This window comes from Adlercreutzia muris (genome assembly GCF_041223505.1).
In the GTDB taxonomy this organism is placed as follows: domain Bacteria; phylum Actinomycetota; class Coriobacteriia; order Coriobacteriales; family Eggerthellaceae; genus Adlercreutzia; species Adlercreutzia muris.
In genome coordinates, this window is the sequence record NZ_JBCLQK010000003.1 from 227,655 (window position 1) to 249,154 (window position 21,500).

Annotated in this window: 18 protein-coding genes; 14 read left to right on the forward strand and 4 right to left on the reverse strand. The window is 66.2% G+C overall.

What is annotated here, in order from left to right:
• The first annotated feature begins 48 nt into the window (after positions 1-48).
• On the forward strand, positions 49-1,023 hold the full coding sequence (locus tag AAK988_RS04700) for a substrate-binding periplasmic protein (RefSeq protein ID WP_369872914.1): 975 nt from the start codon (positions 49-51) through the stop codon (positions 1,021-1,023).
• A gap of 172 nt (positions 1,024-1,195) precedes the next feature.
• Complete coding sequence (locus AAK988_RS04705) at positions 1,196-3,610, forward strand: ATP-dependent helicase (RefSeq protein ID WP_369872913.1); 2,415 nt, start codon at positions 1,196-1,198, stop codon at positions 3,608-3,610.
• Between the two features lie 7 nt (positions 3,611-3,617).
• Here AAK988_RS04705 and sdaAA read toward each other — a convergent pair whose 3' ends face one another.
• Positions 3,618-5,228 carry an L-serine ammonia-lyase, iron-sulfur-dependent, subunit alpha gene (sdaAA, locus tag AAK988_RS04710; RefSeq protein WP_369872912.1) on the reverse strand — a complete coding sequence of 537 codons (1,611 nt, stop codon included), beginning with the start codon at positions 5,226-5,228 and terminating at the stop codon, positions 3,618-3,620.
• 216 nt (positions 5,229-5,444) lie between these two features.
• On the opposite strand from sdaAA, the gene AAK988_RS04715 reads away from it, so the two are divergent.
• The 9 genes from AAK988_RS04715 to rplW all read left to right on the forward strand — a co-directional run bounded on the left by AAK988_RS04715 (position 5,445) and on the right by rplW (position 13,378).
• Entirely contained in the window at positions 5,445-6,413 is a 969-nt protein-coding gene (locus AAK988_RS04715; RefSeq protein WP_369872911.1) for a manganese-dependent inorganic pyrophosphatase, read from the forward strand.
• 210 nt (positions 6,414-6,623) lie between these two features.
• Positions 6,624-7,847: a M20/M25/M40 family metallo-hydrolase gene (locus AAK988_RS04720; RefSeq protein ID WP_369872910.1), complete on the forward strand. Its 1,224-nt coding sequence runs from the start codon at positions 6,624-6,626 to the stop codon at positions 7,845-7,847.
• A gap of 542 nt (positions 7,848-8,389) precedes the next feature.
• Positions 8,390-8,761, forward strand: coding sequence for a 30S ribosomal protein S12 (gene rpsL, locus AAK988_RS04725; RefSeq protein ID WP_016309240.1), 372 nt, complete (start codon positions 8,390-8,392; stop codon positions 8,759-8,761).
• Between the two features lie 86 nt (positions 8,762-8,847).
• Positions 8,848-9,318, forward strand: coding sequence for a 30S ribosomal protein S7 (gene rpsG / locus AAK988_RS04730; protein WP_150839719.1), 471 nt, complete (start codon positions 8,848-8,850; stop codon positions 9,316-9,318).
• A gap of 14 nt (positions 9,319-9,332) precedes the next feature.
• Entirely contained in the window at positions 9,333-11,450 is a 2,118-nt protein-coding gene (gene fusA / locus AAK988_RS04735; protein ID WP_135971144.1) for an elongation factor G, read from the forward strand.
• Positions 11,451-11,487: 37 nt separating this feature from the next.
• Positions 11,488-11,796, forward strand: coding sequence for a 30S ribosomal protein S10 (gene rpsJ / locus AAK988_RS04740; protein ID WP_016309237.1), 309 nt, complete (start codon positions 11,488-11,490; stop codon positions 11,794-11,796).
• Positions 11,797-11,810: 14 nt separating this feature from the next.
• On the forward strand, positions 11,811-12,431 hold the full coding sequence (gene rplC, locus AAK988_RS04745) for a 50S ribosomal protein L3 (protein ID WP_135971145.1): 621 nt from the start codon (positions 11,811-11,813) through the stop codon (positions 12,429-12,431).
• Positions 12,432-12,464: 33 nt separating this feature from the next.
• Positions 12,465-13,091: a 50S ribosomal protein L4 gene (rplD, locus tag AAK988_RS04750; protein ID WP_135971146.1), complete on the forward strand. Its 627-nt coding sequence runs from the start codon at positions 12,465-12,467 to the stop codon at positions 13,089-13,091.
• Positions 13,091-13,378, forward strand: a complete 288-nt coding sequence (rplW, locus tag AAK988_RS04755) for a 50S ribosomal protein L23 (RefSeq protein WP_160323981.1) — start codon at positions 13,091-13,093, stop codon at positions 13,376-13,378. The genes rplD and rplW overlap by 1 nt, the downstream gene beginning before the upstream one ends.
• Positions 13,379-13,572: 194 nt before the next feature.
• Here the strand turns inward: rplW and AAK988_RS04760 are convergent, their stop codons facing one another.
• Positions 13,573-13,737, reverse strand: coding sequence for a hypothetical protein (locus tag AAK988_RS04760; RefSeq protein ID WP_369872909.1), 165 nt, complete (start codon positions 13,735-13,737; stop codon positions 13,573-13,575).
• A 221-nt stretch (positions 13,738-13,958) separates the two neighbouring features.
• Here AAK988_RS04760 and AAK988_RS04765 point away from each other — a divergent pair, with 221 nt between their 5' ends.
• Together AAK988_RS04765 and AAK988_RS04770 are read left to right on the forward strand one after the other, a co-directional pair.
• Positions 13,959-14,660 (forward strand): ABC transporter ATP-binding protein, encoded by a 702-nt coding sequence (locus AAK988_RS04765; RefSeq protein WP_135971148.1) that lies wholly within the window; start codon positions 13,959-13,961, stop codon positions 14,658-14,660.
• 46 nt (positions 14,661-14,706) lie between these two features.
• Positions 14,707-17,976 carry an ABC transporter permease gene (locus AAK988_RS04770; RefSeq protein ID WP_369872908.1) on the forward strand — a complete coding sequence of 1,090 codons (3,270 nt, stop codon included), beginning with the start codon at positions 14,707-14,709 and terminating at the stop codon, positions 17,974-17,976.
• Between the two features lie 152 nt (positions 17,977-18,128).
• Here AAK988_RS04770 and AAK988_RS04775 read toward each other — a convergent pair whose 3' ends face one another.
• Complete coding sequence (locus tag AAK988_RS04775) at positions 18,129-18,761, reverse strand: TatD family nuclease-associated radical SAM protein (protein ID WP_369872907.1); 633 nt, start codon at positions 18,759-18,761, stop codon at positions 18,129-18,131.
• A 64-nt stretch (positions 18,762-18,825) separates the two neighbouring features.
• Complete coding sequence (locus AAK988_RS04780) at positions 18,826-19,653, reverse strand: pyridoxamine kinase (protein WP_369872906.1); 828 nt, start codon at positions 19,651-19,653, stop codon at positions 18,826-18,828.
• 369 nt (positions 19,654-20,022) lie between these two features.
• Between AAK988_RS04780 and AAK988_RS04785 the strand changes: the two genes are divergently transcribed.
• Positions 20,023-21,438 carry a trigger factor gene (locus AAK988_RS04785; protein WP_369872905.1) on the forward strand — a complete coding sequence of 472 codons (1,416 nt, stop codon included), beginning with the start codon at positions 20,023-20,025 and terminating at the stop codon, positions 21,436-21,438.
• The last annotated feature ends 62 nt before the right edge of the window (positions 21,439-21,500 follow it).

Genomic DNA, 21,500 nt, shown 5'->3' on the forward strand with positions numbered 1-21,500 from the left:
GCGCGCGAGCGCCCCGCAAGAAGCCCGTCCCGAAAGCGAGGAACCCCCATGACCGACCTGTCCCTCTCCGCTCCCGACCGTCGTGTGCCGCTCGGTGTGGCCCTCCGCGCGGTGGGCGCTGTCGTGATCGCGCTCGTCGCAGCCGTCGCCTTGGCCGCCTGTGTATCGGTGCTCACTGGCTGCTCGTCCGATGAGGCCGCCTCGACGGGATCCGGCGCCGAGACGGCTTCCGAGGGAGCTGCCACGGCCGAGTCTGGGGTGCTCATGGTGGCCTCGGCGCTCAACAGCGAGCCCTACGAGCAGGCCACCAGCACGAGCCAGATCGGCTTCACCGTGGAGTTGCTCCGGCTGGTGGGCGAGCGTGCCGGTCTGGACGTGCAGTTCGCCAAGGCCGTGAGCCACAAAGATGCCGACCAGAACATCACGCCGGGGCAGCCCGAGGATGTGGCGGCCAAGGTGGCGGCCGGCGAGGCCGATCTGGGTGCCTCCTCCCTCACCACGGACGGTGGTCTGGAGGGCGTTACGTGCACCGAGCCCTACCTGCATGCCGATTATGCGGTGCTGACGAAGATGGGCGCCGGCCTCGACAGCCTGGAGGCTCTGGCCGCGGCCGAGGCTCCGGTGGTGGCCATTCAGGACGAGCCGGCCATCGCCTCCTGGGTGGCCGAGCATCTGCCCCAAGCGGAAGTGGTGCCCTTCGAGGACGGCATCGACGCCCTGATGGAGCTGAATTCCGAGCGGGCCCAGGCCGCCATTGTGGACGAGCCGCGCTTTCGTCGCTACATCAAAGTGAGGGAGCCCCATCTCCAGGCGGTAGAGGTAGTGCCCTCTGCCAAGCATTACGCCTTTATCGTGGCTGCCGGCAACGACGAGCTCGCTGCTACAATCAACGACGCCCTGGGCGCCCTGAAGGCCGATGGCTCCTACGACGAGCTGTACGACAACTGGTTCGGCGATGCCCCCGAGGCCGGCACCGCCACACGTCCGGCCGGAGAGGCAGTGCAGGACTCTACGGGCGCCTAGGGCGGCCGCGCCCGCCGCGCCCCGCTGTTTATCGAACAGGCGGTGAAACCTTGATGGGTCTTTCGCCGTATCGCCCCAGAGGGCGATAGAATGGAAAGCCGTCTCTTGTGGACGGCTTTCCCGTTGTTCGGGGCCGAGCGCCCCTTTGTTTGCGAAGTTAAAGGACGGACCTGTGCCCATCGATATCGATACCCTGAACGAGCCGCAGCGCGAGGCGGTTGTCACCACCGAGGGCCCGCTGCTCGTGCTGGCCGGCGCCGGAAGCGGCAAGACCCGCGTTCTTACTTACCGCATCGCCAACATCTTGGAGCAGAACCTGGCGGCGCCCTGGGAGATTCTGGCCATCACCTTCACCAACAAGGCGGCGGCTGAGATGCGCGAGCGTTTGGCCCAGCTCGTCGGCGGCCGAGCCCGGGGCATGTGGGTGTCCACCTTCCACTCCATGTGCGTGCGTATCCTGCGGGCCGATGCCGATCGCCTGGGCTTCACGAAGAGCTTCACCATCTACGATGTGGACGACATGAAGCGCCTGTATAAGGACATCATGGCCGAGCTGAACATCGACCCGAAGCGCTTTCCGGTCAACCAGCTCATGAACCGCATCTCGAGCGCGAAAAACGACCTCGTCGTGCCCGGTGATTTCGAGAGTCGGGCCACCGACCCGGTAGGGCGCGTGGCCGCCCAGGTGTACACGCGGCTCCAGGAGCGCTTGCGCGCGGCCAATGCCGTGGACTTCGACGATTTGCTGCTGTACGCCTACCTGCTGCTCAAGCAGCATGAGGACGTTCGCACCGCCTACCAGGAGCGCTTCCGCTATATCATGGTGGACGAGTACCAGGACACCAACCGCGCCCAGTACGCCATCACCATGCTCCTGGCTGCTGGTCATCGCAATGTCATGGTGGTGGGCGACGACGACCAGTCCATCTACTCCTGGCGCGGCGCCGATCTGCGCAACATCTTGGAGTTCGAGAGCGATTACCCCGAGGCGCGCGTGGTGAAGCTGGAGCAGAACTACCGCAGCGTGGGCAACATCCTCGCTGCCGCCAACGCTGTGATCGCCAACAACCAGCACCGTAAGGCGAAGCGCCTGTTCACTTCGTCGGGCGACGGCGACAAGATCTCGGTGTACATGGCCTCCGACGAGCGGGACGAGGGTCGCTGGATCGCCGGGGAGATCGAGAAGCGCTGCGCAGACGGCGTGTCCTACAACAACATGGCGGTGTTCTACCGCACCAACGCCCAGTCCCGCATGCTGGAAGACATGCTGCTGCGGGCCGGCGTGCCCTACCGCATCGTCGGCGGCACTCGCTTCTTCGACCGCGCGGAGATCCGCGATGTGATGGCCTATCTCACCCTGGTGGTGAACCCGGCCGACGACATCGCCGCCAAGCGCGTGGTGAACGTACCGCGCCGCGGCATCGGCAAGGCCACCATCGAGCGCATCGACCAGTTCGGCCGCGAGCTGAACATGCCCTTCCTCACTGCCGCCGAGTTGGCCATTGTCGATGAGGACATTCGGCCGGCCACCCGCCGGGCCGTGGGCGAATTCGTGCAGGTTCTCAAGGACGGTGCCAGCTACGAGGGCGACCTGCGCAAGGTCATCGAGCGCATCATCGATCAGGCCGGGCTCATCGAGGCGCTGCAGAACGAGGGCACCGACGAGGCCCGCGGCCGCATTGAGAACATCCAGGAGTTTCTGGGCGTAGTGGACGAGTTCGTGGAGACTCATGATGCCGAGGATGCCGACTACGCCGCGCCCACGGCCGGCGAGAGCCCCGAGGCGGAGCCGGTGCGCGTGCTGCGGGGCGATTCCCTGGCCGACTTCATCGAGTGGGTGCGCCTGCGCACCGACCTGGACACGGTGACCGAGGACGGCCAGGCCGTCACCCTCATGACCGTGCACTCCTCCAAGGGCCTGGAGTTCGACTGCGTGTGGGTGGCCGGCATGGAGGAGACCCTGTTTCCCCACATGAACTCCGTGGGCGACGCTGCGGCCGTGGAAGAGGAGCGGCGGCTGGCCTATGTGGCCATCACCCGCGCCCGCAAGAAGCTCTACCTCACCTGCGCCCAGCAGCGCCAGATCTTCGGCCAGACCCACGCGAACCCCATTTCGCGCTTCATCGGCGAGATCCCGAGCGAGCTGCGCCAGACCACAGGTCTGGGCTCGGCGGGCTTCTCCGGCACCGGCTGGGAGAAACGGGGAAGCCGCCGGGGCATTGCCGGCTCGGGTACCGAGGCGGGGGAGGGCCGCGTGTTCGGCCGGTCGAGCGCCTCGGGATCCGGCGGCCGCTCCTTCGCCGAGTACCGTGCCGCTACCGGCTCGGGCCGCACGGCCGCCAGCAGCGGATCCGTGTCGCGAGGCGGGGCCGCGTCGGGGCGCGTTGGTGCCGGGGTGAACCCGAACGCGGGCAAGAAGGCCGCCGCCAAGGCCGCCTTCGCCGCCGGCGATGCCGTGGACCACAAGACCTTCGGCCGTGGCATCGTGGTAAAGGTGGACGGCGACACCCTGCACGTCAAGTTCGCCAAGACCGGCCAGACCAAGAAGCTGCTGCGCGACTACGCCCCCATCGTGAAGATCGGCTAGCCCTCGCCTAGCACCCCGCGCAGAAGCTGCAGGCGGAGGGGGCGGTGGCGATGCCGCCGCGGGCGGTCTCGCGCAGCTCCATGGGCAGCTCGCGGCCCACCTTGTCCATCACGGCCACGTTCTCGTCGAAGGGTACGAGGTTGCTCACGCCCGCCAGCGCGATCTGGGCGCACACCAGCGCCAGGGGCGCGGCGGTGGCGTCGCGCTTCTGGCAGGGCAGCTCTACCAGGCCACCTACCGGATCGCACACCAGGCCCAGCAGGCACTGGATGACGTTCGATGCCGCATCGAGCGCTTGGGTCGGCGTGCCTCCGGCCATGGCCACGGCCGCCGCCGCCGCCATGGCCGCCGCGCTGCCCACCTCGGCCTGGCAGCCGCCCTCGGCGCCAGAGACGCTGGCGTTGCGGGCCACGATGTAGCCCACGGCCGCCGCCGTGAGGATGCCCTCGCGCAGCTCGTCGTGGCTGTAGCCGCGCACGTCGCGCATGGCCAGCAGCACGCCGGGCAGAACACCCGAGGAACCGGCCGTGGGGGTGGCCACGATAATGCCCATCTTGGCGTTGGTCTCCAGGGTGGCCAGGGCGTAGACGGCCGCCTTGGCCGTGAGCGGGTCCATGAGGCGCCGCTTGGCATCGTCGGTCTCCAGGCTGGCGGTCACCTTCGCCGCCTCCCCGCCGATGAGGCCTCCGATGGAGCGCTCGGGAGCCTCGATGGGAACCGTGGCGGCCGCATCCATGACGGCGAGCACCCGGTTCAAATAGTCATCCACGTCGGCGGCGACGCCCTGCTTGGCGCAGAGGGCCTCTTCCCGGGCGCGGAAGGCCTCGGCGATGGTTGCGCCCTCGCGCTCGCACAGGGCTAGAAGCTCCGCGCCGCTCGCGTAGTTCCAGCGCGTAAACGCCTCGTCGGCGCCGGGCGGCACCGCCACGGCCGCGCCGTCGGTGGCGCTCATGGCCGGGATAATGCGGGCGTTCAGGATATCCGGGTGCAGAATGAGGTAGTCGCGCACCTTGCCGTCCACGTCGTCATCGGTCTCGAGCACGGTGAAGGCGTCGCCGCGCTTCTCGGTGCGGTGGAGGTTGGCCGTGGCGATGTTGATGCCGCAGCTCGCGAGCACCGAGGAGATGTGGGCCAGCACCCCGCGCACGTCGTGCTGGTGCACCACCACGCTCGTGTGCTCGCCGGTGATGTCCACGTCGATGCCGTTGATGCGCCGGATGACCGCGGCGCCCCCGCCGATAGAGACGCCGCGCATGTCGAGCACGGTGCCCTCGCCGTCCTCGCAGTGCACGTCTACGGTATTGGGGTGGTCGCAGGGGCTGGCGGTGTCCCAGATAATATCGACCTCCACGCCCGCCCGCTCGGCCAATGCGAAGGAGCGCGAGACGTCCGGGTCGTCGGCGGCCAGGCCGATGATGCCGGCCACGAGGGCCTTGTCGGTGCCATGCCCGCTGCCCGTGGCGGCGAAGGAACCGTAGAGCGTGAAGGTCACGCGCTCGGGGTTGCCGCCGAAGAGCTTGCGCGCAATGGAGGCGATGCGCAGGGCACCAGCCGTGTGCGAGCTGGACGGGCCCACCATGATGGGGCCGATGATATCCCGCAGACCGTAGGTTTTCATGCTGCTCCTTTCGCGGGCGCCGCGGCCTCATCCGCCCGATCGCCGGTAGAACCGGGGCTCGCGGGTGGCGCTGCCCGCCGTCGGCCGCGCGAGCATTTGTTTTCGTCGCAGAACGCTATCATAGCCCATCGCCACCGAGGGCTGGGAGGGGTATACTGCCTCAAAACCGTAAATTGGTATAAGGTGAGATTGGTACAAGAACAGAAAGGGGCACCAATGACCGCCAAGATTCTCGTCGTGGGCCATCGCAATCCCGACAACGACTCCATTTCCGCCGCTGTGGGATACGCGCATCTGAAGAACGCCCTGGCCGCCCGCGACGGTGAGGCCGAGGCCGTCGAGTACGTGCCCGCCCGCCTGGGCCCCCTGCCCGTGGAGAGCGCGTGGCTTCTCGAGCGCAACGATATTCCCGAGCCAGTGCTCATCGACAACGTGAACCCCGTCGAGCATGACGGCGAGACGGTGCGCCAGAAGGTCATCCTCGTGGATCACAACGAGGTGGCCCAGGCCGCTCCGGGTATCGAGGAGGCCGAGGTCGTGGAGATCATCGATCACCACCGCATCGCCGATGTCACCACGGCCAATCCCATCTTGTTCTTGAACCTGCCCATCGGATCCACGGCCACTATCGTCACGCTGCAGTTCCGCCAGACCGGCATCGAGCTGCCCGACGCCATCGCCCGGGTGCTCCTGTCCGCCATCCTCACCGACACGGTCATTATGAAGTCCCCCACCTGCACCCAGGTGGATATCGACCAAGTGAGTTTCCTGGCCGACAAGCTCGGCATCGACGCCGTGGAGTTCGGCATGGAGATCTTCCGCACCCGCGGCGGCGAGGATACCATGCCCATTGCCAAGCTCGTGGAGGCCGATTCCAAGGAATTCAAGGTCAACGATGACGTGACTGTGCTCATCGCCCAGCGCGAGACGGTGGACCTGCCCTGTGTGATGGGCCGCGAGGCCGAGATTCGCGAGCACATGAAGAAGCTCGTGGAAGGCAACGGCTACGAGTTCGCTCTGCTGCTGGTCACCGACATTTTGGCCGAGGGAAGCCAGTTCATCGTGGAGGGCGACCCTGCCCGCGTGAACCGCGTCTTCGAGATCGAGTGCTGCGAGGGCGGCAACTGGATGCCCGGCGTGCTGTCCCGCAAGAAGCAGGTGGCGGCTCCCATTCTGGCTTCGTAGAAGCCTCGTAATAATTCCCCGGGGAATTACTGCGCGACGCTGCGGGTCCGACAGGCACCTGGCCCGGCCCCTTGTTTTTGCCACGGCACGGTGCGAAGGCCGCTCGGGCAAAAGGCGGGGCAATCCCAGGCGCCTGCCGGACCCTCGCTGTTTTTCCTTGGGCGCATTCCTGCGACCAAAAGTTTCGGAGTTTTGGAAAGAAGGACCCCTATGAATCCCGACCGCGTGCTCGAATCGTTTCTGGAGATGGTGGCCATCGAGAGCCCGTCGTGGCACGAAGCTCCTATGGCCGCCTGCTGCGCGGAGAAGCTGGCCGAGATGGGATTTACCGTCGCCTTCGACGCTTCGGCGGCGGAAACCGGGTCAGATACGGGCAACCTCATCGCGCATCTGCCGGGCACGGTGCCAGGGCGCGTGGCGTTCTCGGCCCATCTGGACACGGTGAAGCCCTGCGCGGGCATCGAGGCCGTGGTGGAGACGCGTCATATCTGCGATGATGTGACCTGCCGCATGGCCGAGGTGGTGTGCTCGGCGGGGGATACCATTCTGTCGGCCGACGACAAGGCTGGTATTGCGGCCATCTTCGAGGGCGTGCGCTCGGTCGTGGAGTCCGACGCCGTGCGCCCCGACATCACGGTGCTGCTCACCACCTGCGAGGAGCAGAGCCTGCTCGGCTCCTCGGCTCTTGCCGACGACGCGCTCGCGTGGCCGGCCGATCTGCCGGCGGCCTCGCGCGGCACTGCTGCCGAGGGGCTTTTGGGCGACGGCGCCGCCCCCTCCGAGCCGGTGCCGCTGTTCGTGCTCGATGCCGACGGGGCGCCGGGCACCATCATTATGGGCGCGCCCTACCACTGGACCCTGCGCGCCCGCATCGAGGGCCGCGCCGCCCATGCCGGGGTGGAGCCGGAGGAGGGGGTGTCCGCCATCCAGATCGCCGCCGCCGCGGTGGCCACCATGCCGCTCGGCCGCATCGATGAGTGCACCACGGCCAACGTCGGCCACATCGAGGGCGGCGTGGCTGTGAACATCGTGCCGGCCGCTTGCGAGCTGGAAGGGGAGTGCCGCTCGCTGTACGAGGACCGCGTGCTCGCCCAGCGTGATGCTATGACCGCGGCTTTGGAAGAGGCCGCCGAGCGCCTCGGCGGCACGGTGGAAGTGGCTTGGGAGCTCGACTACCCGGCCGTGGTCCACGAAGCGGGTGACGCCATCGTGGGGCATCTGGAGGCCGCCGCGGCCGCCTGTGGGCTGCCCGTGTGCCATGTCGTCTCCGGTGGCGGGGCCGATGCCAATGTGCTTTCCGCCAAAGGGGCCGATGCCATTACCCTGGGGATAGGCATGACCAACTTCCACAGCACCGACGAGTACATCGAAGTGACCGATCTTCAGAATATGGCCCGCTACGTCGAGGCCATCATCGCCGAGTACGCCTGCTAGGAATCTTTTCTCCCGAAAATAAAGAAGTTTCCCACCCGAAAATGACGAAGTTTTCTGCCCGAAAATGGTGAAGCGGTTGGGCGCATCGTCATTTTCGGGCTGCGGGGCGGGCATACCGGCATTTTCAGTCGTGCGCCTGACCTGGTATTTGTCGCATATCACCAGATCAGATAGGGGGTTTGGAAATGCCCCGAAATGACGGTGCGCCCGGCCGCTTCGTCATTTCGGGGCAGGGCACCCTCCAGGGCCGGCCGCCCTCCAGGGCAGGCGCGCACCCTCCAGGGCCGGCCGCCCTCCAGGGCAGGCGCGCACCCTCCAGGGCAGGCGCTCGCCCTCCGGGGCAGGGCGCCCTCGTGCGGGCAGCTTCGGGACGTATTTCCCAGTTGTGAACGTTTTGTGCCGCTCATCGGAAGATATAGATACGCCCGGATGCGTGGCGTTTGACACACGGCGGGAACCCTCGTAGTATGCATCCTCGCGCCTCTGGGAGGCGCTTGTTTTGTGCAGTGTAAGCTCGTGGATAAAAGGAAAGGAAAAGAGTCTTGCCTACAATCAACCAGCTGGTCCGCAAGGGCCGCAAGAAGTCGGTCGACAAGTCGAAGACCCCGGCTCTCAAGGGCAACCCGCAGAAGCGCGGCGTGTGCACTCGCGTGTACACCACCACCCCGAAGAAGCCGAACTCCGCTCTTCGCAAGGTCTGCCGCGTGCGTCTCGTCAACGGTATGGAGGTCACGGCCTACATCCCCGGCGAGGGCCACAACCTCCAGGAGCACTCCATGGTGCTCATCCGCGGCGGCCGTGTAAAGGACCTTCCCGGTGTCCGCTACAAGGTCATCCGCGCGGCGCTCGACTGCGCTGCGGTGGACAACCGCAAGCAGGCCCGCAGCCGCTATGGCGCCAAGCGCCCGAAATAACATTCGTTAAGCCGCGCGGGCCGAAGGGTTCGGCCTAATGGGCGGGGCACCGCCCCGAAGCGCGCAGAAGCAAAAGGAGAAACTACATGCCGCGTCGTGCAGCAGCAGTCCGCCGCGAAACGCAGCCGGACGCAAAGTTCAACAACCGTCTCGTCACGCAGCTGATCAACAAGGTCCTGCTTGACGGTAAGAAGTCCACCGCCGAGAACATCGTCTACGGCGCCTTCGATCTGGTCGCCGAGAAGACCGGCGAGGATCCGCTGGCTGTGTTCAAGAAGGCTATGGACAACGTGCGCCCCACCCTCGAGTGCAAGCCGAAGCGCGTGGGCGGCGCCACCTACCAGGTGCCGATGGAGGTCAACTCCCGTCGCGCCACTACCCTGGCCATCCGTTGGATCGTCGACTTCTCGCGCAAGCGCAAGGAGCACACCATGATCCAGCGTCTCGCCAACGAGATCATCGACGCTTCCGAGAACACCGGCGCCGCCGTGAAGAAGCGCGAGGATATGTACAAGATGGCCGAGGCTAACCGTGCGTTCTCGCACTACCGCTTCTAAGGCTGGTGTGATATATGGCTAAAATCGATCTGAAGGATACGCGCAATATCGGCATCATGGCCCACATCGATGCAGGCAAGACCACCACGACCGAGCGCATCCTCTACTACACGGGCAAGACCCACAAGATCGGCGAGGTGCACGACGGCGCCGCTACCATGGACTGGATGGTCCAGGAGCAGGAGCGCGGCGTGACCATCACCGCTGCCGCCACCACCTGCTTTTGGAAGTACCCCGGCGGCGCTGCCGGCGGCAAGGAGTACCGCTTCCAGATCATCGATACCCCCGGCCACGTGGACTTCACGGCCGAGGTGGAGCGTTCCCTGCGCGTGCTCGACGGCACCGTGGCCGTGTTCGACGCCGTTGCCGGCGTGCAGCCGCAGTCCGAGACCGTGTGGCGCCAGGCTGAGCGCTACGGCGTGCCCCGCATCGCCTTCATCAACAAGTACGACCGCGTGGGCGCCGACTTCTTCCATGCCATCCAGACCATGCGCGATCGTCTGGGTGCCAAGGCCGTGGCCGCCCAGGTTCCCATGGGCGCCGAGGACAACTTCTGGGGCGTCATCGACCTGGTGACCATGACCGCCTGGGACTTCAAGGCCGACGACAAGGGCATGACCTACCCTGAGCCCATGGATGCCATCCCGGCCGAGTTCGCCGACGATGCCGCCATGTACCGCCAGGAGCTTCTGGAGGCCGCCGCCGACTGCGACGACGATCTCATGGAGAAGGTCCTCATGGAGGAAGAGGTCACGGTCGAGGAGCTGAAGGCCGCCATCCGCAAGGGTGTCATCGCCTGCCAGATCAACCCGGTGTTCGTGGGCTCCGCCTACAAGAACAAGGGTGTGCAGGAGCTGCTGGACGCCGTGGTCGACTACATGCCGTCCCCGGTTGACATCCCCGCCATCAAGGGCACCAACCCCGACACCGATGCCGAGGAGGAGCGTCCCGCCGACGTGAAGGCCCCGTTCTCTTCCCTGGCCTTCAAGATCATGACCGACCCCTACGTGGGCAAGCTCACTTACCTGCGCGTCTACTCCGGCGCCCTGGACGCGGGCAGCTACGTGCTGAACGCCGTGAAGGGCAAGAAGGAGCGCATCGGACGCTTGCTGCAGATGCACTCCAACCAGCGTGTGGACATCGACGCCTGCCAGGCTGGCGACATCGTCGCCGTCGTGGGTCTGAAGGATACCTCCACCGGTGACACCCTGTGCGCCGAGAACGCGCCGATCATCCTGGAGTCCATGGAGTTCGCCGATCCGGTTATCGACATTGCCGTGGAGCCCAAGACCAAGGCCGAGCAGGACAAGATGGGCGTGGCTCTGGCCAAGCTGGCCGAGGAGGATCCGACCTTCCGCGTGTCTACCAACCACGAGACCGGCCAGACCATCATCGCCGGCATGGGCGAGCTGCACCTGGAGATCATCGTCGACCGCCTGCTGCGCGAGTTCAAGGTGGAGGCCAACGTGGGCAAGCCCCAGGTTGCCTACCGCGAGCGTCCGGGTCACGAGGTGCTGAATGCCGAGGGCAAGTTCGTACGCCAGTCCGGTGGTCGCGGCCAGTACGGCCATGCGGTCATCAACATGTACCCGCAGGAGGCCGGCAAGGGTTACGAGTTCGTCAACAAGATCGTCGGCGGCGTGGTGCCCAAGGAGTACATCCCCTCCATCGACAAGGGCATCCAGGAGGCGCTGAACTCCGGCGTTCTGGCCGGCTATCCGGTCGAGGACGTGAAGGTCGAGCTCATCGACGGCTCCTACCACGACGTTGACTCCTCCGAGGCTGCCTTCAAGGTGGCCGGCTCCATGGCCATCAAGGACGCCCTGCGCAAGTCCAACCCGGTCATCTTGGAGCCCGTCATGGCCGTCGAGGTGGAGACTCCCGAGGAGTACACTGGCTTTGTCATGGGCGATATCCCGTCCCGCCGCGGCCTCATTCAGGGCCAGGAGCAGCGCAGCTCCTCGGTCGTCATCGAGGCGAAGGTTCCGCTGGGCAATATGTTCGGTTACGCGACCGACCTACGCAGCGGCACCCAGGGCCGCGCGGTGTACACCATGCAGTTCGACTCCTACGAGCCCGTGCCCAAGTCCGTGCAGGACGAGATCATCAGCAAGGCCGGCGGCAACGCCTAGGGCGCCCGTCAGCAACTTCTATTTGGAGGTAATGTAAGTGGCAAGTCAGAAGATTCGCATCCGCCTGAAGGGGTACGATCATGAGATCGTGGATCAGTCCACGCGCCTCATCGTCGATACCGCTCAGAAGACGGGTGCCAAGGTTTCCGGTCCTATTCCGCTGCCGACGGAGCGCAACCTGTACTGCGTCATCCGCGGTCCCCACGTGAACAAGGACTCCCGCGAGCAGTTCGAGATGCGCACCCACAAGCGCCTCATCGACATCCTGGAGCCGACCCCCAACACGGTCGATTCCCTGATGCGTCTCGATCTCCCCGCTGGCGTTGACATCGAGATCAAGCTGTAAAGGAGGTTTGGGACATGATTAACGCTATCTATGGCAAGAAGATCGGCATGACCCAGATCTTCGACGAGGACGACCGCATCGTTCCCGTGACGGTCATCCAGGCCGAGCCGAACACGGTGTGCCAGGTGAAGACCGTGGACACCGACGGCTACGAGGCCGTGCAGATGGGCTTCGGCTACATCAAGCCGCGCCGCGTGAACCGCCCCATGCAGGGTCACTTCGACAAGCAGGGCGCCGAGCCGAAGCGCTACCTGCGCGAGGTGCGCGTGGAGAATGCCGGCGAGTACAAGGTGGGCGACACCCAGACCGTGGCTGCCTTCGCCGAGGTGAAGAAGGTGGACGTCACTGGTACGTCCAAGGGCAAGGGCTTTGCCGGCGTCATGAAGCGCTACGGCTTTGCCGGCGGCCCGGGCGGCCATGGCGCGCACTTCCACCGCGCTCCCGGTTCCGTCGGCCAGTGCGCCACGCCCTCTCGCGTGTTCAAGGGCCTGCGCCTGCCGGGCCACATGGGCTGCGATACCGTGACCGTGAAGAACCTCGAGGTCGTGCGCATCGACGAGGAGCAGAACCTGATCCTCGTGAAGGGCGCTGTCCCCGGCGGCAAGAACGGCATCGTGCGCGTGCGCATGGCTTAGTGAATCGATCGGTAACAAGGAGTTACAGAAATTATGGCAACTATTGAGATTAAGGACGTGAAGGGCGCTGCCGCCGGCACGGTCGATGTGAACGACGCCGTGTTCGGTATCGAGCCGAACGTGCCTGTCATGCACCGCACCGTGAAGGCGCAGCAGGCCGGTTGGCGTCAGGGCACCGCTAACACGCGCACCCGCGGCATGGTCCGCGGCGGCGGCAAGAAGCCGTGGCGTCAGAAGGGCACCGGTCGTGCCCGCCAGGGTACCATCCGCGCTCCCCAGTGGGCTGGCGGCGGTACCGTGTTCGGCCCGCACACCCGCTCCTACGACCAGAAGGTCAACAAGAAGGAGATCAAGCTGGCCATGCGCAGCGCCCTGTCCGCGAAGCTGGCCGACGGCGAGCTCGTGGTGGTCAAGGACTTCGATTTCGAGAAGCCCTGCACCAAGGACGCCGTGGCGCTGATCAAGGCCCTGGGTCTGGAAGGCAAGCGCATCTGCGTGGTCATCGGCAACGAGGACATCGAGGCGTTCCTGTCCTTCCGCAACATCCCCGAGGTGAACATCCTGCCGGTGGGCGATATCAATACCTACGAGCTCATTGACAACAAGGTGCTCGTCATCGCCGAGCCGTGCCTGGCCCGCATCGAGGAGGTGCTTGCATAATGGAGAAGGATCCCCGCGACGTCATCATCCGCCCCGTCATCACGGAGCACAGCTACGATGCCATGGAGAACAACGTGTACACCTTCGAGGTGGCCAAGGACGCCAACAAGGTTGAGATTCGCCAGGCCATCGAGGCTATCTTCAAGGTGAAGGTGGTCAAGGTGAACACCCTGAACGTGAAGTCGAAGCCGAAGCGCGTTCGCTACCAGGAGGGTCGCACCCGCACCTGGAAGAAGGCCATGGTCACCCTGGCCGAGGGCGAGACCATCGAGATCTTCGCCAGCTAGTCTTCGCTTGCAAGCGATAGGCTGAACGAACGGCGCCCCCGCCTCACCCGAGGCGGGGGCGCTTTGCATGCGAGGGGAGTGCCAGGTGCAACGAGGCCCCCGGAATATCCCGGGGCCTCGTTGCGGCCACGGGACGCGCCGCAAGGGGAGGAGGCGCGGCGATTCCCGATGGTCGGTGGAATACGTTGCGCCTCTTAGGCGGCGGGCATGGCGGTGCAGAGCGCGGCCGCCGCCTTAGCGAACACACCGGCGATACCCTCATGGGCGGTGAGGGTGCCTTGATCGTAGGAGAAGATGCCCTCGACGGCATCGGCCCTCACGATATCGGAAGCGGCCGCGTCGTCGGCAGCTACAGCCATGGAAGCCGGCTGCGCCTCGGGCGCGTCGGGCGATGGGCGCCCTTCTCGCCTGCCCCGTGCTCTTTCACGGCCACCGCAGCGCCCTCCCCGTGCGCCGCTTCTGTTGATTTGCCCCCCGCTTGCTTTCGGACGCGGCCCTTCTCGTGTATCGTAAGTCGCAACGGAAGATGGCCGCCTCCGTCGACGTGCGCGGGCGGTGCACAGATGAGGTGAGGTTCAGCATGGCGTTCGTTGAGTTTCGCGATGTGAGCAAGATGTACCAGATGGGCGAGGTGTCGGTGGCCGCTGTGCGCGCCATGAGCTTCCAGATAGAGCAAGGGGAATTCGTCGTCATCGTGGGGCCCTCGGGCGCTGGCAAGACGACGCTGCTGAACATGCTCGGCGGCATGGACTCGGCCACTTCGGGCACCATCATGCTGGACGGGGCCGAGGTGAGCTCCTTCAATCGTCGGCAGCTGACCCAGTACCGCCGCCACGATATCGGGTTCGTGTTCCAGTTCTACAACCTTGTGCAGAACCTCACGGCCCGGGAGAACGTGGAGCTGGCGAGCCAGATATGCCGTGATCCGCTGCCGGCCGATGAGGTGCTGGCCGCCGTGGGGCTCGCCGATCGGGCGCGCAACTTCCCCGGACAGCTCTCCGGTGGCGAACAGCAGCGTGTGGCCATCGCCCGCGCCCTGGCGAAGAACCCCAAGCTGCTGCTGTGCGACGAGCCCACGGGTGCCCTGGACTTTGAGACTGGCAAGGCCATTCTGCGGCTTCTGCAGGACACCTGCCGCACGACGGGCCGCACCGTCGTGGTGGTCACCCATAACAGCGCCTTCACGGCCATCGCCGATCGGGTCATTCATGTGCGCGAGGGCTCTGTGGCCGCAGTGGAGCGCAACGAGGCGCCCTTGTCCGCCGAGGTACTGGAATGGTAGGGGATCGACCGGCCCGCAGCGTCCTCGCGAAGGCGGAGGGGCGCCGATGAGGGCCTTCAGCAAGGACGTCGTCCGCTCCATCCGTCACTCTCTCGGCCGCTTCGTGGCCCTGGCGGCCATCGTGGCCCTGGGCACCGGCTTCTACGCTGGCCTGCGCATGGCGCCGCCCGATATGAATCTGGCCGCCGACGCCTACTACGACGGCACGGCTCTCATGGACGTGCGCGTCGTGTCCACCTTGGGGCTTACCGAGGAAGATATCGAGGCCCTGCGGGCCGTCGACGGTGTGGAGGCGGTCATGGGGGCCTATTCCGCCGATGTGCTGGCCAGCATGAATGACGAGCAGTACGTCATGCGCGTCCACTCCCTCTCGCCGAGCGCGGCGTCGAGCGTTCAGGAGGGCTCCGCCGTCGCCTCCGATGACAGCGACTACTTAAATCGCCTCGAACTGGCCGAGGGACGCTGGCCGGCGGCTCCGGGAGAATGCGTCATCTTCAACGATAAGGTCATGAGCGGGCCCTCGGAGCTGGGGGATGTCATCGTGGTGGACGCCTCGGTGGGCGAGGGGGCCGGAACCCTGGCGCGGACGGAGTTCACTGTGGTGGGCCGGGTGCACTCGCCGCTCTACGTGAGTTCCACGGCCATGGGCACATCGACCATCGGCTCCGGTGCCGTCGAGCAGTTCATGTACGTGATGCCCGAGGATTTCGATCCCGACCTGCCCTTCGTGGAGGCCTATCTTACCGTGGCCGGCGCCGCCGACCTGCCAGCGAACAGCATCGCCTACGACGATCGCGTGTCCGCCGTGGTGGCCGCCATCGAGGCCATCGCCCCCGAGCGGGAGCAGGCCCGCGTGGCCGGGCTTCAGGACGAGGCCCAGGCCGATCTGGACGAGGCCCGGGCCGAGTTCGAGGAGGAGAAGGCCCGGGCCCAGACCGAGCTGGGGGATGCCCGTGCCGAGCTGGACGCGGCCAAGGCCGAGCTGGATGACGGCCAGCGCCAGCTGGATTCCGCGGCGAGCGCCCTGGCGGCCAGCGAGAAGAAGATCAGCGACGGCGAGAAGCGCTACGCCCAGGGTACTGAGGCCCTCGCGAAGCGCCGGGCCGATGCCGAGGCGCAGTTCGCCGAGGCCCAGGCGGCGGTGGAGGCCAACGAGGCGAACCTGGCCGAGGCGAACGCGGCCCTGCCGACTTTGGAGGCGTCTGTGGCCCAGGTGGAGGCGGCCCTGGCCGCGCCCGAGCTTCCCGACGAGCAGCGGGCCCAGCTTGAGGCCCAGAAGGCGGAGCTGGAGAAGAACATCGCCGATATCGCCGCAGCAGCTGCGGCCCTGGACGAGGCCAAGGCCCAGCTTGCGGCCCAGCGCACGGCCGCCGACGAGCAGATGGCCGCGGCCCGGAAGCAGCTCGACCAGGGCAAGCTGGATGTGGAAGAGGGCACGGCTCGCCTTCAGGAGGGCCGTGCCGAGTACGAGCAGGCCAAAGCCGACCTGGAAGCGGGCCGCGCCGCGTACGAACAGGGCGTGGCCGACTACGATGTTGCGGCCGCCGAGGCCAACGAGAAACTCGATGAGGCCGAGCGGGAGTTGGCCGACGCCCAGCAAAAGATCGATGACATCGAGCCGCCAGATTGGCTCGTCATGGATCGATCCAAGAATTTCGGGCTGGTCAGCTTCGAGAACGATGCCGCTCGCGTCGATGCCATCGCCTCCTTTTTCCCGCTCATCTTCTTCCTTGTGGCCGCCTTGGTGGCCCTTACCACCATGACCCGCATGGTGGAGGAGGAGCGCATGCTCATCGGCACCTTCAAGGCCCTCGGATACTCCCGGGGCCGCATCACGTCGAAGTACCTCATCTATGCGGCTTTGGCTGCCGGCCTCGGCAGCATCGTCGGCATCGGGGCCCTCTCCCAGCTGCTGCCATGGGTCGTTATGGAGGCCTATTCCATCGTCTACTACGTACCGAGCGGCCCGTTGATCGTCGATTGGCCCATCGCCCTGGCCGCCGCCGGCATCGGCGTGGGCATCACCTTGGCCGCTACCTGGGCGGCCGCGGCAGCCACTCTGCGCGAGACCCCGGCCGCCCTCATGCAGCCGCCGGCCCCCAAGGCGGGCAAGCGCATCCTCCTGGAACGGGTCGGTCCCCTGTGGCGGCGCCTGTCGTTCTCGTGGAAGGTCACCTTCCGCAACATCTTCCGCTACAAGCGGCGCCTCGTCATGACCTGTGTGGGCATTGCCGGCTGCACGGCCCTGCTGCTCACGGGCCTGGGGCTCCAGAACTCCATCAACGACATCATCGATGTGCAGTACGGCGAGATCGTGGACTACAACGTCGTCATAACCGAGAAGGAGGATGCCTCCGACGCCGATCGCGAGGCCGCCCGCGTCCTGCTGGACGATGAGGGCCGGCTTCCCGTGGCCGTACGGGCCACCGAGGCCTCCCTGATCGCGGTGGGTGCCAATGGCACCGAGGCCATGACCACCATTGTGGCCCCCGACGACCCCCTGGCCTTCCAGGGGCTCTGGCACTTCCGCGCCCGCGAGGGCCATGAGACGCGCGACCTGACCGACGATGGCGCTGTCATTACCGAGAAGCTCGCCACCAAGCTCGGCGTGGCCGCCGGCGACGAGATCACCTTCGCCGAGCAGGACGACCTGGGCAACGCCACGGCCGTTACCTACACCGTGCCCGTGGCCGCCGTCGTCGAGAACTACATCGGCGACTACGCCTTCGTGACGCCCGCGGTCTTCGAGCGCACTTTCGGCGAGGAGCCGGCGAACTTGACCGTGTACGCCCGGGCCACCGATGACGCCGCCGAGCGCGCAGCCCTCTCCGAGGCGCTGCGGGCCACCGGGGCCGTGGATACGGTGGCCTTCAACGACGAGGTCATCGATTCCTATCGCCAGATGCTGAAGTCGGTGAACATGATCGTGGTGGTACTCGTGGTGGCCGCCGCGGCCCTGGCCTTCATCGTGCTGTACAACCTCACGAACATCAACATCACCGAGCGGGCCCGCGAGATCGCCACCTTGAAGGTGCTCGGCTTCACGCCGCGGGAGGTGAACGCCTACATCTTCCGCGAGATCGTGCTGCTCACTATCCTGGGGGCGCTTGTGGGGCTGGGGCTCGGCGTGGTGCTGGAGGGATTCGTGGTGGTCACCGCCGAGGTGGACCAGGTGATGTTCGGGCGCACTATTCACGCCGTCAGCTTCGCCGTCGCCTTTGCGCTCACCATGGTGTTCACGGCCGTGGTGATGGCTGCCATGCGGCCCAAGCTGGCGAAGATCGACATGGTGGAAAGCTTGAAGTCGAACGAGTAGGGGCCGCCCGGCCGCTGACCCCGGCAAGGGGGCACTGCGCTCGGGCAGGTCATCGCCTTGGGGAACAGCCCAGTGGACTGTTCCCGTCGCTGCGGAATCTGCGCGCTGACCCCCTCGCCGGGGTCAGCGGCCTCCGTTGCCTCGGCTGCTCGCTACTTCGTGACCTTGCCCTCTTCCACCCACAGGCGGATGCGGTAGTTCACCCCCAGCTCGTCGCAGATGCGTTGGCACTCCGCTTCCTCCTCGGGGGTCAGGGTCGTCTCCACGGTGGTCATGGTCACACTCGGCACGTAGCGCTTCACCTCGCGGGCGAAATCGAGCATGGCGGGGAAGGCCGCCTCTCCGAACCGGCTGCGCGTGAGCTCGGCGTAGCGCTCGGGATTCGGCGTGTTCAGCGAGATGGACACCGCGTCCACCAGCCCCGCGAACTCCGGTGCGATGTCGCGTCCGCAGATGAGCGAGCCCTGGCCGTTGGTGTTCACGCGCACCGGCAGCCCGAAGGCCTCCTTCACATAGGCGGCCACCCGCTTCAGCACCTCCCAGGCCTCGGTGGGCTCGCCGAAGCCGCAGAAGACCACTTCGTCGTAGCGGCTCATGTCGAACTTCGCGAACTCGTCGCGCACTTCCTCGAAAGTGGGCTCGCGCTCAAGCCACAGGCTGGCGGAGCCGCACACGCTCTCGCCCTGGCTGCGCAGGCAGAACGTGCAGCGGCACGAGCAGCGGTTCGTCAGGTTCACGTACAGGCCGTCATACACCTCGTACAGCAGGGTCATGGTGCGTGTCATGGGTCTTGTGCCTCCTTCGGCTTCTCTTCTCCGACGCGGGGCTTCCCGCCCGCACCGGCGGCGGTTAGTCCAGTTCCCGAATAACTTCCTCGAAGGCCACCCCGTCAGTGACGGGGATGCCCATCTCCGCCGAACGCTCGATGCATCGCCCGACGAAGGCCGCCGCCCGCTCCACCGAGGCGCGGAAGGCAATGCCGTTCACCGCGTCGGCGGCGATGATGGCCGCGAACACATCCCCGGTGCCCGAGCGATCGCCGCCGCACTGGGGCGTGGCCACGGTAAAGGAACCTTCGCCGCGCTGGAACCCCACGTTCACCACCTGCCCGTCACGCACGTTGCCGGTAATGACCACCCGGGTGGGGCCGGCCTCGCTCAGCCGCTCGGCCAGGGCGGCCACGTCCTCCAGGCTCGCATCGGCGCGATAGGGCTCGCCGGCCAGAATGCAGGCCTCGGTGAGGTTCGGCGTCATGATGTCGGCGCGGGCCGCCAGCTCGCCCATGCGCGCGCACATATCCGGCGTGTAAGTGGCGTAAGGGCGCCCGTAATCGCCCATCACCGGATCGACCACCACGGTGGTACCCGCTTCCGCGAACTCGCGGATGAACTCGTCGACGATGGCGATCTGGTCGGCCGAGCCGAGAAACCCCGTGCAGATGCTCGCGAACCGCAGATCCAGCTTGCGCCACTCGGCGATGTGCTCTTCCATGTGTGCGGTGAAATCCTGGATGCTGAAGCTGTCGAACATGGTGTGGTTGGAAAGCACCGCCGTTGGCAGCGGGCAGCACTGCACGCCCAGGTGCGAGATGATCGGCAGCTGCACGGCCACCGAGCAGCGCCCGAACCCGGTATAGTCGTTCACGAGCGCGATCTTCTTCTGTCGGTTGTGCGGCACGGGGCCTCCTTTTCAGGGCGATGCCCTCTTCTGCTCTCTTGCGGGGGCGCCTCCTATCATAGGGCTCGATGTTGCCCTCGGGTTTCGAAACTCCTCAGCGTTGGGAGGCTGTCCGCCAACGGCAGAGGCGGGGGCACCGGATGAGAGGGGGCGGGGCGGCTTTCGGCGAGCGCGGTTGCTCGGACGCTGGTTTTCGATTGCGGTATAGGGCTGGAGTTGCGCGGGTCCATGGGGCCTTCGCGCGCTGCTTATTTGTGGGCTTCCCCATGCGGGCGATGGGTCCGTGCCGCCTTGTGCTACCATAGCCCCCAAACCTTTTGAGGGGTCGCACAGGAGCGGCCCCCGTTCATGGAGAAGGAGCATTCAACCGTGAAAGTAACCGAGAAGAAGCTGGCCGACGGTGTCATCAAGCTCGACTGCGAGGCGACGGCCATCGAGGTGAACAATGCCTTGAAGGAGGCCGGCGAGGCCTTTGCGCTGTCCATGGGCGTGCGCCCCCAGCCTGGCAAGACCATCGAGCAGCTGTGCCAGGAGCAGATGGGCATCGCCGATCTGGACAAGATCGTCGAGACGAGCGCCATCGAGGTGCTCGTGCCCCGCGCCCTCGACCGCCGCAACCTCGTGCCCGCTTTCCCGCCCAAGGCCACGCCCGCCACGAAGTTCGAGCGCGGCAAGAAGTTCTCCTTCACGCTGAGCGTGACCGTGAAGCCCACCTACGAGCTGTCTTCCTACGATCCGGTCGAGGTCACGGTGCAGCCCTTCGTGTTCGACGAATCGCCCATCGAGAAGCAGATGGAGGAGCTGGCGGCCAACTCCGTGGTGTACGAGGTGAGTGATCCCCATCCGCTGACGGCGGGCGACGCGTGCTCCATTGCCATGAAATGCATGGACGGCGACGAGGAAATCAAGGCGCTCACCTGCACCGATCGCACTTACATCCTGGGCCGCGGCTTTATGCCCGAGGGCTTCGATGCCGAGATGGTGGGCATGGAGCCGGGCCAGACCAAGGAGTTCACCTTCGACGCGCCTCTCGGCATGGAGGACGGCGAGGTGACTATGAAGCCCATCCAGTGCACGGTGACGGTGAACAACGTGCAGAAGGAGGTCACGCCCATCATCGACGATGCGTGGGTGGAGGCCAACATGCCCATGTTCGCCAGCGTGCAGGCGCTGCGCGATGACATGCGCCGCGTATTCGAGGCCCAGCAGCGCGAGGCCTACGAGGGCTACGTGCAGCAGATAGCGGTGGGCAAGCTGACGAGCCGCTTCAGCGGCCGCATCGCCGACGAGATCTACGAGGCTACCCGCGACCATCTGGTGCAGAACCTGCGCATGGAGCTGCAGCAGGCGGGTATGACCTGGGAGCAGTTCATCGAGGCCAATGGCGGCGAGCAGCAGTTCGGCATGATGCTCATGATGCAGACCCGCGAGGTGCTGGTGCAGGGCTTCTGCCTGGACGCCGTGTTCCGCCACGAGCGCATGACCCTGACCGACAAGGATCTGGAGGACGCTTGCTACGGCATGAACCCGCAGGCCAACCCGAAGATGATGCGCCAGCAGCTGGAGGATTCGGGCCGCGGCTTCGCCCTGCGTGAGACCGCCGAGCGCCTGAAGGCCGCCCGCTTCGTGGCCGCCAACGCCAAGATCACCGTGGCCGAGGCCCCCGCGGCTCCCGTGGCCGCCCCTGCTGCCGTCGAGACCCCCGCCGCCGAGCCTGCGCCCGAAGCGGCGGCCGAAGCGGCGGTCGAGGAGCCGGCCGCAGACGCGAAGACCGACGAGAACTAGCTGGCGCGCCCTCCCGGGCGACCCTATGCCATAAGATCTGCCAGGGCGGGGAGCTTCCCCGC